The following is a 14,037-nucleotide window of genomic DNA, read 5'->3' as shown; positions in this document are numbered from 1 at the left end:
CGACAGTCACTTTCTGCTGAATACATAGGCAGAATAGAGGCAGACCAGGGGAACTGAAACATCTAAGTACCCTGAGGAAGAGAAAACAATAGTGATTCCGTCAGTAGCGGCGAGCGAACGCGGATTAGCCCAAACCAAGGAGCTTGCTCCTTGGGGTTGTGGGACGTCTCACATGGAGTTACAAAGGAACCGGTTAGATGAAGAGGTCTGGAAAGGCCCGCCAGAGAAGGTAAAAGCCCTGTAGTTCAAAACTTGTTCTCTCCGAGACGGATCCCGAGTAGTGCGGGGCACGTGAAACCCCGTATGAATCCGGCAGGACCATCTGCCAAGGCTAAATACTCCCTGGCGACCGATAGTGAAGCAGTACCGTGAGGGAAAGGTGAAAAGGACCCCGGAAGGGGAGTGAAATAGATCCTGAAACCGTGTGCTTACAAGAAGTCAGAGTCCGATCTATGGGTGATGGCGTGCCTTTTGTAGAATGAACCGGCGAGTTACGTTCCCGTGCAAGGTTAAGGTGAAGAGCTGAAGCCGCAGCGAAAGCGAGTCTGAATAGGGCGAATGAGTACGTGGACGTAGACCCGAAACCGGGTGATCTACCCCTGTCCAGGGTGAAGGTGCGGTAACACGCACTGGAGGCCCGAACCCACGCATGTTGAAAAATGCGGGGATGAGGTGGGGGTAGCGGAGAAATTCCAATCGAACCCGGAGATAGCTGGTTCTCCCCGAAATAGCTTTAGGGCTAGCCTCGGAAAGAAGAATCGTGGAGGTAGAGCACTGATTGGGTGCGGGGCCCGCAAGGGTTACCAAGCTCAGTCAAACTCCGAATGCCATAGATTTAGTTCCGGGAGTCAGACAGTGAGTGCTAAGATCCATTGTCGAAAGGGAAACAGCCCAGACCATCAGCTAAGGTCCCCAAGTGTGTGTTAAGTGGGAAAGGATGTGGAGTTGCACAGACAACCAGGATGTTGGCTTAGAAGCAGCCACCATTGAAAGAGTGCGTAATAGCTCACTGGTCGAGTGACTCTGCGCCGAAAATGTAACGGGGCTAAACACACCACCGAAGCTATGGCTTGATGCAATGCATCAGGGGTAGGGGAGCGTTGAATGCGGGTTGAAGGTGTACCGTAAGGAGCGCTGGACTGCATTCAAGTGAGAATGCCGGTATGAGTAACGAAAAGATCTGTGAGAATCAGATCCGCCGAAAGCCTAAGGGTTCCTGAGGAAGGTTCGTCCGCTCAGGGTAAGTCGGGACCTAAGGCGAGGCCGATAGGCGTAGTCGAAGGACAACAGGTCGAAATTCCTGTACCACCGTAATCCGTTATGAGCAATGGGGTGACGCAGTAGGGTAGTGACGCGGACTGATGGATGTCCGTCTAAGCAGTGAGGCTGATGTGTAGGCAAATCCGCACATCGTAAGGCTGGGCTGTGATGGGGAGCGAAAATTGTAGTAGCGAAGGTCATGATCTCAGACTGCCAAGAAAAGCCTCTAGCCAGGAGAAGGTGCCCGTACCGCAAACCGACACAGGTAGGCGAGAAGAGAATTCTAAGGCGCGCGGAAGAACTCTCGTTAAGGAACTCGGCAAAATGACCCCGTAACTTCGGGAGAAGGGGTGCCTCGGTAGGGTGAATAGCCCGAGGGGGCCGCAGTGAAAAGGCCCAAGCGACTGTTTAGCAAAAACACAGGTCTGTGCGAAGCCGCAAGGCGAAGTATACGGGCTGACGCCTGCCCGGTGCTGGAAGGTTAAGGGGAGTGGTAAGCCCTTCGGGGCGAAGCTATGAACCGAAGCCCCAGTAAACGGCGGCCGTAACTATAACGGTCCTAAGGTAGCGAAATTCCTTGTCAGGTAAATTCTGACCCGCACGAATGGCGTAACGACTTGGGCGCTGTCTCAACGAGAGATCCGGTGAAATTTTAATACCTGTGAAGATGCAGGTTACCCGCGACAAGACGGAAAGACCCCATGGAGCTTTACTGCAGCTTGATATTGAATTTGGGTACGATCTGTACAGGATAGGTGGGAGCCGTTGAATCTTGAGCGCCAGCTTGAGAGGAGGCATCCTTGGGATACCACCCTGATCGTATCTAGGTTCTAACTTGGTACCGTGACCCGGTACGAGGACAGTGTCAGGTGGGCAGTTTGACTGGGGCGGTCGCCTCCTAAAGAGTAACGGAGGCGCCCAAGGTTCCCTCAGAATGGTTGGAAATCATTCGAAGAGTGCAAAGGCAGAAGGGAGCTTGACTGCGAGACCTACAAGTCGAGCAGGGACGAAAGTCGGGCTTAGTGATCCGGTGGTACCGCATGGAAGGGCCATCGCTCAACGGATAAAAGCTACCCTGGGGATAACAGGCTTATCTCCCCAAGAGTCCACATCGACGGGGAGGTTTGGCACCTCGATGTCGGCTCATCGCATCCTGGGGCTGAAGTAGGTCCCAAGGGTTGGGCTGTTCGCCCATTAAAGCGGTACGCGAGCTGGGTTCAGAACGTCGTGAGACAGTTCGGTCCCTATCTGTCGTGGGCGTAGGAAATTTGAGAGGAGCTGTCCTTAGTACGAGAGGACCGGGATGGACGTACCGCTGGTGTACCAGTTGTTCCGCCAGGAGCACCGCTGGGTAGCTATGTACGGAAGGGATAAGCGCTGAAAGCATCTAAGCGTGAAGCCCCCCTCAAGATGAGATTTCCCAATTAGTAAGACCCCTTGAAGACGACGAGGTAGATAGGTTGGGGGTGGAAGTGCAGTAATGCATGGAGCTGACCAATACTAATCGGTCGAGGGCTTATCCTAAGAATAAAACGCAATGAGTTTCGGATCCAGTTTTCAGGGTGTAACCTTGAAACAAATACTTAATATTCCCTGATAGCTCAGTTGGTAGAGCACTCGACTGTTAATCGAGTTGTCACAGGTTCGAGTCCTGTTCGGGGAGCCATATGGAGAGGTGTCCGAGTTGGCCGAAGGAGCACGATTGGAAATCGTGTAGGCGCCAAAAGCGTCTCGAGGGTTCGAATCCCTCTCTCTCCGCCAGAATTATTTTATTGCATGGCCCGTTGGTCAAGGGGTTAAGACACCTCCCTTTCACGGAGGTAACAGGGGTTCGAATCCCCTACGGGTCATAAAAATATCATAAAAGGGCTTGCAATAAAAAGTTCATTATGGTATAATATGAGAAGTGATTAATTGTGGAGGCTTAGCTCAGCTGGGAGAGCATCTGCCTTACAAGCAGAGGGTCGGGGGTTCGAGCCCCTCAGCCTCCACCATTTGAAAAATTAATATTTATTATTGTCGCGGGGTGGAGCAGTTCGGTAGCTCGTCGGGCTCATAACCCGAAGGTCGCAGGTTCAAATCCTGCCCCCGCAACCAATTAAAATTATTATGGAACTGTGGTGTAGAGGCCTAACATGCCTGCCTGTCACGCAGGAGATCGCGGGTTCGAATCCCGTCAGTTCCGCCATTAGTATTATAACGTGTAATGAAGAGCCTTATTCTAAGGCTCGGTAGCTCAGTCGGTAGAGCAGAGGACTGAAAATCCTCGTGTCGGCGGTTCGATTCCGTCCCGAGCCACTTTTAATTGAATATTTTATGTGCCGGTGTAGCTCAACTGGTAGAGCAACTGACTTGTAATCAGTAGGTTGGGGGTTCAAGTCCTCTCGCCGGCACCATTTTTGGAGGATTAGCGAAGTGGCCAAACGCATCAGACTGTAAATCTGCTCCCTTACGGGTTCGGTGGTTCGAATCCATCATCCTCCACCAGTTTTATAGGGGCATAGTTTAAAGGTAGAACAACGGTCTCCAAAACCGTTGGTGTGGGTTCAATTCCTGCTGCCCCTGCCAATTATTCATTACTTGCGGCGGTCGTGGCGAAGTGGTTAACGCACCGGACTGTGACTCCGGCATTCGTGGGTTCAAGCCCCATCGGCCGCCCTTTACTTATTGGGGATTAGCCAAGCGGTAAGGCAACGGACTTTGACTCCGTCATGCATAGGTTCAAATCCTATATCCCCAGCCATATTTATGCGGACGTGGCTCAGCGGTAGAGCATCGCCTTGCCAAGGCGAGGGTCGCGGGTTCGATTCCCGTCGTCCGCTTTGTTACACTCTGGCGCCATAGCCAAGTGGTAAGGCAAAGCTCTGCAAAAGCTTTATTCCCCAGTTCAAATCTGGGTGGCGCCTCCATAATTGAATACGCCGGCGTGGCGGAATGGCAGACGCGCTCGACTCAAAATCGAGTGGGAAACCGTGGAGGTTCGAGTCCTCTCGCCGGTATTAACTAAAAGAGTTCATTAGAGACATTCTCTAGTGAGCTTTTTTTATTTGAGTTTTAGTACCTCACTCATTGTTTGAGCTGAAGATACTTTCGAGTTGTACTCCAAATGCGAATAAACATTGGCTATTATTGCGTAATCACTGTGACCCAGCCATTCCTGAACTTCTTTCATGCTTACCCCTAATACATCTACATAAATATACTCCAGGTATTCAAGACAATAAGAATTGTCAGAAGACAAGCGATAGGATTCCTGTTATTCCTTCATACGAATCAGAAGCTCATAGAACGTGTCCACCAGTAGCAGTATACGGCGACTGGCTTTATTCTTGATTCGGTCCTTTTCAATTTCAATATATCTATCATTCAAATTGCCCGATGTGACGGTATGTTTAATATTAATAGTCCAATTCAATAAATCAATAGCCGACCAGTTTAATCCTACGACCTCGCTTCGGCTTAGCCCATAAAAGGCAGCCAGGATAACGGAAAGCTCAATTCTTTCGCCTCGGATTACTGCGAGGAGTTGATTCAGCTCCTCGGCATTGTAGAAGTTCACGTCGTAATTGTTCTTTTTTGGGCTTTCAACTAAGTCAGCGAGATTCGCCACAATCGGCTTTATTTTCACGGCATACTGAAGGGCTCTGCAAATGTTCGCGTGGTAATGAATAACGGTATTGGCGCTGACACCTTGCACATTCATTTCATGGGTATACAAGGTCTGAAAATCCTCTGTAGTTAAATCATCAAGCAATACATCCCTTTCTCTCGGAAAAAGGATCTACGCGGCCTTTTACAGTGTCGGAATAGGAGATATAGGAGATAAGCCCGATACTGTTTTTCATCATCTCTAACCATTGAAGCATAAAGTCTGCGAACAGCTTTTTGCTATTAACGGATGGAGTAGCCGCTTTTACTCTTACAGCATATCTTCGTTTTCAACCGCGAGTGTTTGTCCTTACATATGATAATTCTTCCTGGCTTCCTGAAGCAAGATTTCGGCTCTTTTCTTGGTTTCTTTTATCTTAAGCCCCGTAGGGATCCATTTTGGTTATCGTTTACCATTCTCATCTTTACAGTTAGGCGGATGTCCCGTTGCGCTTTCTCCTCTTCCAACAACTCCAGAGGGTGAACCCGATCCTTTTTCAAATACCGGTTGGGATTCCGAATGGATTTGCTACAAAAGTGGTAGCTGAATCCGCCGATGGATTGCTTTAGCGCCCAGAAGGTGCATTTGATTTTGAACCGGGCGGTATAAAGTTCGATGATCTAGGTCGCCTCCAGTGTCAGATCGGTGCTGGCTAGAATGGAGCATCGCCTGTTCGGATTCACCAGCAAAAACCACAGTTTTTGGTATACTTCTTTGGCCCCATAACATATCCAGACACAGGTAACTAACGGATTATTCACTGCCATATATGCTCACGATAGCGTACTCAACCAATTGGTTCCATTGTTCAACCCCCCGCAAAGCAGGATTGATCAGAGGTAGGCAAAACCATTTCCGGGACGTGCCCTAGTCAAAACACAGCATGAGGCCGATGACAATGACAACAAACCCATGAAAAGCGCCTCCAAAATTGCGTCACATTTAACACAATTGATATTGATTATCAATATCAATTGTGTTAATATGATTTTGTTTACTAGTGAACAAAAAATAATCTAATGGTGACACTGATCTTGGTCTGCAACTACTACAAGAGAGGGGAGATTGGGAAATTGGAGTTTCAAAATCATTTTAAAGGTCATCTTTACGAGCAATATATTAAAATGCTACATCTGAATGAGCTGTATACTGAACAAGAATTTAACTCGTTTCGGCAACAGGCCAGAAAGTACCAGATTGACATGCTCTCTAACAATATTACTAGTGTACACGTTATTGATTGCATTGGTGATTATGAACCGATAAATCATACCGGGATTGTGGAGAAGATGGGGTTGTCCAAAGCTAGCATTACTAAAATTAGTGCAAAGCTGCTGGAAATGGGCTTCATTATGAGAAGTCAACTGAACAGCAATCGTAAGGAGATTTACTTTAGTTTAACGGATAAGGGAAGACACGTTTATCATTTGCATAAAGAACTGCACAAAGAAAAAGAAGAAAGGTTTTACCAATTCATTGAATCCTATTCAGAGGTTGAGCTGCAGACTATTGGAAAATTTATGAGTGATTTGGTGGCGCGTGCCGAAGAATACTCCGAAGGGAAGTTTACGATAAATGACGACATTAAAGATTGAGGAATTAAGATCCAAGATTGAAGGGAAAGAAATTTTAAAAGGGCTCACACTGGAGATTCATGGCGGAGAGATTCATGCGATTATGGGGCCTAATGGGACGGGAAAAAGTACATTGGCTTCAGCATTAATGGGCCATCCCAAATATGAGGTTACTGGCGGTAAGGTGACATTGGACAATGAAGACCTTCTGGAGATGGAGGTGGATGAGCGTGCCCAGGCAGGCTTGTTCCTCGCTATGCAATACCCAAGTGAAATTGCTGGCGTGACCAACTCGGACTTTCTCAGAAGTGCCATCAATGCACGGCGTGAAGAAGGCGATGAGATATCCTTAATCCGTTTTATCCGTGAAATGGAGAGCAAAATGAAGGGGCTGGAGATGAACCCGGAATTTGTGCATCGTTATTTGAATGAGGGATTCTCTGGCGGTGAAAAAAAGCGGAATGAGATTTTGCAAATGATGCTACTTGAACCCAAGTTTGTGATCCTGGATGAAGTGGACTCAGGGCTTGATATTGATGCACTGCGTATTGTGGCCAATGGCGTAAATGAGATGCGCAGCCCGGATAGAGGCTTTTTAATCATCACCCATTATCAACGACTGTTGAATTATATTACCCCGGATTTTGTGCATGTCATGATGCAAGGCCGGATAGTTAAATCTGGCGGTCCGGAGCTTGCCCACCGTTTGGAGGCTGAAGGGTACGATTGGGTGAAGGAGGAACTTGGGATTACGGATGAGACGGTAAGGGAAGCTTAAAAGCCGGAGAGGAGGAACAGCACGTGGATATACAAGCTAGAGTTTCAATGAATGTGGACGATTTACGCGCATGGTCAAGCGCTAAGGATGAACCTCGTTGGCTGATTGAACGCCGCGTTCACGCACTCGAACTGGCAGGGACGCTGGAGTTGCCTAAAGTGGAGAAAATCAATCTCGAAAAATGGGATATCTACGAAAGTGGAGATTACAAAGCTGAGAATGCGTGGTCTAGTTTGGAGGAAGCGCCGGAGGTTGTTCGAGGTTTGGTTACTTCTCCGGTGAAAGGCGGACTAATCGTTCAGTTCAACTCGGATGTAGTGTATACGAAATTGTCCGAGAGCTTAGCCGCCCAGGGAGTCATTTTAACGGATCTGCATACTGCGGCAAAAGAGCATGAGGAGCTGGTTCAACGTTATCTCTTTCAGGCAGTAAAGCCAGAAGAACATCGTTTATCTGCTGCACACAGTGCCTTATGGAGTGGTGGCGTTTTTCTATATGTCCCAGACGGTGTAGAGGTTGAAGCACCTATTCAAGCGATCTTTCTTAACGATACAAGCGGTGTGTGTTTTGCTCCTCACGTCTTAATTGTGGCAGGGAGCAACAGCAAGATCACTTATGTGGATAATTGTGTATCGAGTGGTGATGATGTCAAGGTATTGCATAACGGTGTGACGGAGGTTTTCGCGGGGGCGGGCTCAAAGGTGCAAGTAGCTTCGGTTCATCAGCTTGCTGCAACTACAACAGATTTCACCCAGCGACGGGCGGTCGTTCTTGCTGATGGGGGTGTGGAATGGATTATCGGTGAGATGAACAATGGTTATACCGCCAGCGATACCAAGACTTTGCTACAAGGCAACGGGGCGGTCTCCGACAATAAGGTGATTGCTATTGGCACGGGCAATCAAAAATCGAGCTATACAACTCAAGCTCAGCATTTTGGCAGAAGCTCGGTAAGCCAGATGATTACGCGTGCAGTCATGCTTGAAGAAGCTACGGCCATTATCAACGGCCTTACAAAGATTGAAAAAGGTGCAACCCATTGTGATGGTCAGCAAACAGAACGCGTGCTTATGCTAAGTCCTAAAGCTCGCGGCGATGCCAATCCGATCCTGCTGATAGATGAGGATGATGTAACCGCGGGTCATGCTGCATCCGTGGGGCAAGTAAATGCAGAGCAAATCTATTATCTGATGTCGCGCGGGATATCACGGAGTGAAGCCGAACATCTTGTTATTTTCGGATTTCTCGCTCCTGTCATTTCGGAGATCCCGCTGGAAGGTGTTCGCAGTCGCCTAAAAGATTTAGTGGAAAGCAAGCTCGGCAGATCATAGCAAATCAAAATGAATCTTGAAAGGTTAAAAAGGAGTGATACTAATGGCTAAAAAAGCACCAGATATGGGCGAATATAAATATGGGTTTCGCGACAAGCACCAGTCTATTTTTCAATCTGGAAAAGGTCTGACGGAAGAGATTGTCCGGGAAATTTCCCGGATCAAGGAAGAGCCGGAGTGGATGCTCAATTTTCGGTTGAAAGCTTTGAATCAATTCTACAAAATGCCGATGCCTGAATGGGGAGCGGATTTGACCGGGCTAAATCTTGATGACATCCAGTATTACGTTCGCCCTTCTGAAAAACAGGGAAAGACCTGGGAGGAGGTTCCTTCCGAGATCAAAGCAACCTTTGACAAGCTGGGAATCCCTGAAGCGGAGCAAAAGTTCCTGGCGGGCGTATCCGCTCAATATGAGTCGGAAGTAGTTTATCACAGCATGCGGAAAGAACTGGAGGATCAGGGCGTTATTTTTCTTGATACGGATAGTGCATTAAAGCAATACCCCGAAGTGTTTAAGCAACATTTTGGGACGATCATCCCTCCCGCCGACAATAAATTTGCGGCGCTTAATAGTGCGGTTTGGTCAGGCGGTAGCTTTGTATACATTCCGAAGGGTGTTCAGTGCGAGGTTCCTATACAAGGTTATTTCCGTATTAATTCTGAAAATATGGGTCAATTCGAGCGGACATTAATTATTGCCGAAGAGGGCAGCTTTGTCCATTATGTTGAAGGATGTACAGCACCTATTTATAGTACCAGTTCTCTGCATAGTGGAGTTATTGAAATTATTTGCCGGAAAGATTCCCGTGTCCGTTACACGACCATTCAGAATTGGGCTCCTAATATCTACAACTTGGTAACCCAAAGGGCTGTGGCAGAAGAAAATGCCACAATGGAATGGGTGGACGGCAACATCGGCTCCAAGGTAACAATGAAGTATCCGGCAGTATTATTGAAAGGACGGGGAGCCAAGGGGTCCATCCTGTCTATTGCCGTAGCCGGTAAAGATCAGCATCAAGATGCTGGCGCGAAGGTAATTCACCTTGCTCCCGAGACAACATCTACGATTATATCCAAATCCATCAGCAAGCAGGGCGGAAAAGTAAACTACCGAGGGTTGTCCAGCTTCAGCCGCGATTCCGCAGGGTCCAAGTCCAATATTAAGTGCGATACGTTGATATTGGACAACATGTCAACCTCAGATACGATTCCGTACAATGAAATTAAAAACGATCAGATTACTTTGGAGCACGAGGCAACAGTATCCAAAGTGTCCGAGGAACAATTGTTTTACTTAATGAGCCGCGGGCTTACAGAACAAGATGCTACACAAATGATTGTAATGGGCTTTATTGAACCGTTTACCAAAGAATTGCCAATGGAATATGCCGTTGAAATGAATCGGTTGATTCAATTTGAGATGGAAGGAAGCATCGGTTGATTCATTAATTTAATAGATCAAACCTTTATCATTCTTTAAAGAAGTGCGAGGTGCTAGTAATGAAGAAAAATAATTCGGACGATTCAGAACTAGCTCAAATTACCCGAGAGATACGAAAACTTCAGTTCTGCTTCTATATGCTGTCAGGATTGAGCGCAAGTTGTGGTGTGATGATACCTTTAGACTCTATTTATACGCTTATAAGGGAACTTTCGGATCAAGAGGCCACTCTTAGGCAAAAAGCAAAGGATCACTCAGACGATCTAGGGTGAAAAAAGGTCTGAATTGACGGTTGGTAAAACAATGGGAGGAGTTGACATAATGGATGAAAATGGAGTTTTATTCGATGAAGTATCGGAAGTTCTTCTCAAACTACGTCCTTTCTTACTGCGTGACGGTGGAGATGCTGAACTGGTCGAGGTTGAGAACGGTATAGCAAAATTAAGATTTTTGGGAGCTTGCAATGGTTGCCCAAGTGCTACGATTACGTTAAAGGTTGCTATTGAGCGCGCAATTCTTGAGGAAATTGATGATATTAAAGAAGTTGTACAAGTATTCTAAAATTTTCACTTCATCAAACAAGGTATTATCAAGAATGTATTCGGTATCGAGTGGGAAACCATGGAGGTTCGAGTCCTCTCGCCGGTATACACAAAGGATGATAAAATGCTTAAAAGCATTTTATCATCCTTTTTATTATTCATACTCATGATTTAAGGAACAAAACTAACTTGGATTTAGATTAGTTGAGGGAAGAACTTTGCTTAGGTTTTCTCAATAGATTTAAATTTGACCCGGTCTTTGATCTTATAGTAAGATGGTGGTACTGAAAAAACATTTTCAGTTTATTAAGTACGAGAGAAATGAGGACGAATATGCAGGAAAGAATTTTGGAGGCTTTTGTAGATGAAGTTCATGAAAATGGATTGAAATTTACGATGGATGATCTTGCGAAAAGACTCGCTATTAGTAAGCGTACATTGTATGAAAATTTTTCGTCTAAGACGCTTATTTTAGAAACACTTATTAAGCGTACAAATGATGATATGATTCGAAAAACTGAGCAGATTATCGAAAATAATGAGTTATCTTTGTTAGACAAGATTAAGCAGTCGATTAGGGTCATGCCTCTGTATTATAAGTTTTACGATTTAAGAATATTGGACCAGATGAAAAAGTATTATCCTGAGCAATGGAAAAGGGTACATGCCGATTTAAATGACTGGTCTCCGATTAGAACATTAATTCAGGAAGGCATCCGAGAAGGAATTATTGTGAACAAAAATGAGGCTCTGATCATGAAGCTTATTATTGAATCTGTAAATTTAACGCTTGATCAGCGTTTCTTTCTGGATAACAGTGTGACGGTAGAGGAAGCAACTTATTCTATTGTAGATATTTTGTTGTTTGGATTGGTCGAAAAATAAAAAAATAGCCTCAACAATATGCTGCATAGTTGAAGAGGCCATTTTTTATATGAAAACTAATAAAACAATTTTAGTTTCAATTGTTTTTGAAAAAGAATAATGAAGTTTACCTGATGTTGAATAAAGAGATACGGAAAAGGAAGGGTGGAAATATGTCTATACTCACAAGAAATCGAGGAGCAATGCTGTTATTGATGCTTAACATTTTTTTGGCATTCATGGGGATTGGATTGGTTGTCCCTGTGTTACCTAAGTTTATAAGTGAGCTAGGGATGAATGGTTCCTCGATGGGACTGATGGTTGCAGCTTTTGCGTTGACACAGCTTTTGTTATCACCATTGTCAGGAAAGTTGTCTGATCGTTATGGACGTAAAAAGTTGATTGTTTCTGGGATGTTCATCTTCATGTTATCAGAGCTTGTTTTTGGACTGGCGAATTCCATTCCTACCCTGTTCATAGCACGAATCATGGGTGGAGCAGGGGCAGCGTTGCTTACTCCTTCTATTATGGCCTATGTTGCTGACGTGACCTCGTTTGAGGAAAGAGGCAAGGGAATGGGAATGATCAATGCAGCGATCAACACAGGCTTCATAATCGGGCCAGGGATTGGCGGATTGCTTGCCACATATGGAATACGCATTCCCTTTTTTGCGGCAGCAGGAGCTGCGGGAATAGCAGCTATCTTGTCTCTGTTAGTACTGCCTGAGTCTTTAAGCAAGGAAAAGCAACAATATAATAGAGAGCTTCCACGTCAAAAAGAAAATCTTTTGCAGCAATTTGCCAAGTCATATCAATCTCCATATTTCATGGGTTTACTCATTGTATTTGTCGTTGCTTTTGGGTTAGCGAACTTTGAAACAGTATTTGGACTGTTTGTTGACCATAAATATGGTTTTACACCGATGGATATTGCCATCATCATAACGACAGGCTCCATTTTGGGAGCAGTTGTCCAAGCGACTATTTTTGGATGGATCATTAATCGTTTTGGAGAGAAAAAAATAATTCACCTCTGTTTGGCTATTGGGGGCCTGTTCATTTTTCTAACCCTATTTGCTGAACAGTACGTGATGATTATGCTGACCACCTTCATCATTTTTCTGGCTATGGATATCCTTCGTCCGGCAGTAAGCACTTCTCTATCGCGACAGGCTGGAGATGAGCAAGGCTTTGTGGCAGGCATGAACTCGTCCTATACCAGCTTGGGTAATGTGATTGGACCGCTTGTTGCGGGATTGCTGTTCGATGTTCATATTAATCTGCCTTATATGGTTGCAGCTATAGCGTTACTGGCTTGTCTCGTCCTTTCACTACGTTCCAAGCAAGCGGGTGAGCAACACTCGATAACCCATGCAGCAGAACAGCATAGAGGAGGATAGCCGCAGGTCTATACTCATCCCCGACTTAGGTCTAGGTTCAAAAACCGTCTGGGGTCCGTTTTGTCAAACGCTTGTTCAGCGTACAATAAGGACATAAGCAAGACACAGTGAAAGGCGGTGAGAGATGATGAGAGTTAACAAAGGGAATGGGTTAGCCATTGTACTGATCGTGTTGGGTTCGATTATGCTGCTCGGTAAGTTTACTCCGTTTTTCGGTCACTTTTTAGGACATCTGATTGGTTACTTAATTCCGATAGCTATGGTCATGCTAGGCTACTACGGTGTGAAAAAAGGAAATGCGCTCTTCGGCTGGATCGTACTTGTACTTGGGGTACTGATTTTGCTTGGCAAACTGTCCTGGCTTCTGGGACCGCTACTGGCAATCGGGTTAATCATATTTGGTGTTTCCCTGCTGAGTGACCGCAGAAGACGTTACTGATTTTAGCAGTTTGGCGAATGAAGAAAGATTGCAGTAACGAAGTGTTGAATTATGGGATACGAATTGTGAAAGGAGCAGACGCAAATGAGTGTTTTTCGAAGAATGCGCGATATCACGGTAGCGACCTTTAATGAGCATTTGGAACAAAGTCAAGACCCAGTGCAACTGATTGACCAGTTCTTGTATAATACCCGCCAGGAAATTGCCGAAGCGGAAAAACTCCATCAACAGTATGCGATGCATACAAGACAGATGAAGCAGCAGTTGGATCATGCATTGTCCATGCAGACCAAACGGGAGGAACAGGCGCTACTGGCTTTGAAGGCTGATGAAGAACATATCGCGAAGCTGGCCCTTCAGGAGAAAATGCTATATGCAGAAAAAGAAGAGCAGTATAGAGAACTGTGGGAGCAGAGCCGTGAATCACTACGTGAGCTAGAACAACAGCTAGATACATTAAAGACAGAATATCAAACGGTACACAGCAAGCGTCAGTATTATGCGGCACGTGTACAGACGTTGAGACTCCAGCAGCAAATGAACGAACGGGCTGGTACATACGGTGGACGGAATGTTCCCCGAATGTTCAACCGCTTGGAAGACCGGGTAGCCGATATGGAAGCAGAAACGATGAGTCTGCGTGATTTACGTCGGGGTGAGGGCGACCATGCACAGGATGCCCAAGGCGGTGGATCGCTGCTCGAACAAGAGTGGGCGAGACTGAAAAGCAAGCTGAACAACAGCGGGAAGGAGTAATTT

At 46.0% G+C, this 14,037-nt stretch carries 11 protein-coding genes, 15 tRNA genes and 1 rRNA gene (1 of these 27 running past the window's edge); 25 read left to right on the top strand and 2 right to left on the bottom strand.

Annotation, left to right across the window (positions count from 1 at the left end; all coding sequences use genetic code 11):
• The 16 genes from AOU00_RS08255 to AOU00_RS08180 form a co-directional block, all read left to right on the top strand.
• Positions 1 to 2,784: ribosomal RNA gene (locus AOU00_RS08255) — 23S ribosomal RNA — on the top strand; it begins 142 nt to the left of the window's first position.
• Positions 2,785 to 2,850: 66 nt separating this feature from the next.
• Positions 2,851 to 2,926, top strand: a tRNA-Asn gene (locus AOU00_RS08250).
• Positions 2,927 to 2,929: 3 nt separating this feature from the next.
• A tRNA-Ser gene (locus AOU00_RS08245) sits at positions 2,930 to 3,021 on the top strand.
• 17 nt (positions 3,022 to 3,038) lie between these two features.
• Positions 3,039 to 3,110, top strand: a tRNA-Glu gene (locus AOU00_RS08240).
• A gap of 68 nt (positions 3,111 to 3,178) precedes the next feature.
• A tRNA-Val gene (locus tag AOU00_RS08235) sits at positions 3,179 to 3,254 on the top strand.
• Positions 3,255 to 3,280: 26 nt separating this feature from the next.
• Positions 3,281 to 3,357, top strand: a tRNA-Met gene (locus AOU00_RS08230).
• A gap of 14 nt (positions 3,358 to 3,371) precedes the next feature.
• Positions 3,372 to 3,448: transfer RNA gene (locus tag AOU00_RS08225), tRNA-Asp, on the top strand.
• Between the two features lie 37 nt (positions 3,449 to 3,485).
• Positions 3,486 to 3,558, top strand: a tRNA-Phe gene (locus AOU00_RS08220).
• Between the two features lie 22 nt (positions 3,559 to 3,580).
• Positions 3,581 to 3,656, top strand: a tRNA-Thr gene (locus AOU00_RS08215).
• 5 nt (positions 3,657 to 3,661) lie between these two features.
• Positions 3,662 to 3,747 (top strand) — tRNA-Tyr (locus AOU00_RS08210).
• Between the two features lie 7 nt (positions 3,748 to 3,754).
• Positions 3,755 to 3,828, top strand: a tRNA-Trp gene (locus AOU00_RS08205).
• 17 nt (positions 3,829 to 3,845) lie between these two features.
• Positions 3,846 to 3,918 (top strand) — tRNA-His (locus tag AOU00_RS08200).
• Positions 3,919 to 3,928: 10 nt separating this feature from the next.
• Positions 3,929 to 4,003, top strand: a tRNA-Gln gene (locus AOU00_RS08195).
• Positions 4,004 to 4,010: 7 nt separating this feature from the next.
• Positions 4,011 to 4,082, top strand: a tRNA-Gly gene (locus tag AOU00_RS08190).
• 12 nt (positions 4,083 to 4,094) lie between these two features.
• Positions 4,095 to 4,169, top strand: a tRNA-Cys gene (locus AOU00_RS08185).
• A gap of 11 nt (positions 4,170 to 4,180) precedes the next feature.
• Positions 4,181 to 4,259, top strand: a tRNA-Leu gene (locus AOU00_RS08180).
• 257 nt (positions 4,260 to 4,516) lie between these two features.
• On the opposite strand, the gene AOU00_RS27005 is transcribed toward AOU00_RS08180, so the two are convergent.
• Together AOU00_RS27005 and AOU00_RS26565 are read right to left on the bottom strand one after the other, a co-directional pair.
• Entirely contained in the window at positions 4,517 to 5,014 is a 498-nt protein-coding gene (locus tag AOU00_RS27005; RefSeq protein WP_237166320.1) for a tyrosine-type recombinase/integrase, read from the bottom strand.
• A gap of 515 nt (positions 5,015 to 5,529) precedes the next feature.
• Complete coding sequence (locus AOU00_RS26565; RefSeq protein WP_172828276.1) at positions 5,530 to 5,676, bottom strand: hypothetical protein; 147 nt, start codon at positions 5,674 to 5,676, stop codon at positions 5,530 to 5,532.
• A 306-nt stretch (positions 5,677 to 5,982) separates the two neighbouring features.
• Between AOU00_RS26565 and AOU00_RS08170 the strand changes: the two genes are divergently transcribed.
• From AOU00_RS08170 to AOU00_RS08125, 9 genes are all read left to right on the top strand, one after another.
• Positions 5,983 to 6,504 (top strand): MarR family transcriptional regulator, encoded by a 522-nt coding sequence (locus tag AOU00_RS08170; RefSeq protein ID WP_023990248.1) that lies wholly within the window; start codon positions 5,983 to 5,985, stop codon positions 6,502 to 6,504.
• Entirely contained in the window at positions 6,485 to 7,261 is a 777-nt protein-coding gene (sufC, locus tag AOU00_RS08165; protein ID WP_023990247.1) for a Fe-S cluster assembly ATPase SufC, read from the top strand. Before AOU00_RS08170 ends, sufC begins: the two co-directional genes overlap by 20 nt.
• Positions 7,262 to 7,284: 23 nt before the next feature.
• Positions 7,285 to 8,592, top strand: a complete 1,308-nt coding sequence (gene sufD / locus AOU00_RS08160; RefSeq protein WP_420488438.1) for a Fe-S cluster assembly protein SufD — start codon at positions 7,285 to 7,287, stop codon at positions 8,590 to 8,592.
• A gap of 43 nt (positions 8,593 to 8,635) precedes the next feature.
• Positions 8,636 to 10,033 carry a Fe-S cluster assembly protein SufB gene (gene sufB, locus AOU00_RS08155; protein WP_023990245.1) on the top strand — a complete coding sequence of 466 codons (1,398 nt, stop codon included), beginning with the start codon at positions 8,636 to 8,638 and terminating at the stop codon, positions 10,031 to 10,033.
• A gap of 321 nt (positions 10,034 to 10,354) precedes the next feature.
• Entirely contained in the window at positions 10,355 to 10,594 is a 240-nt protein-coding gene (locus AOU00_RS08145; protein ID WP_013373004.1) for a NifU family protein, read from the top strand.
• A gap of 314 nt (positions 10,595 to 10,908) precedes the next feature.
• Positions 10,909 to 11,460 (top strand): TetR/AcrR family transcriptional regulator, encoded by a 552-nt coding sequence (locus AOU00_RS08140; RefSeq protein WP_069290365.1) that lies wholly within the window; start codon positions 10,909 to 10,911, stop codon positions 11,458 to 11,460.
• A 113-nt stretch (positions 11,461 to 11,573) separates the two neighbouring features.
• Positions 11,574 to 12,839, top strand: coding sequence for an MFS transporter (locus AOU00_RS08135; RefSeq protein ID WP_335582236.1), 1,266 nt, complete (start codon positions 11,574 to 11,576; stop codon positions 12,837 to 12,839).
• Between the two features lie 127 nt (positions 12,840 to 12,966).
• A complete protein-coding gene (locus AOU00_RS08130) occupies positions 12,967 to 13,278 on the top strand; it encodes a LiaF transmembrane domain-containing protein (protein WP_013311898.1) in 312 nt (103 codons plus the stop codon).
• An 84-nt stretch (positions 13,279 to 13,362) separates the two neighbouring features.
• Positions 13,363 to 14,034: a PspA/IM30 family protein gene (locus tag AOU00_RS08125; RefSeq protein WP_013311897.1), complete on the top strand. Its 672-nt coding sequence runs from the start codon at positions 13,363 to 13,365 to the stop codon at positions 14,032 to 14,034.
• Positions 14,035 to 14,037 lie beyond the last annotated feature (3 nt).

The organism is Paenibacillus polymyxa (assembly GCF_001719045.1).
Taxonomy (GTDB): domain Bacteria; phylum Bacillota; class Bacilli; order Paenibacillales; family Paenibacillaceae; genus Paenibacillus; species Paenibacillus polymyxa_B.
The sequence above is the reverse complement of the archived record's forward strand: the minus strand, read 5'-3'. Positions and strand labels throughout refer to the sequence as shown.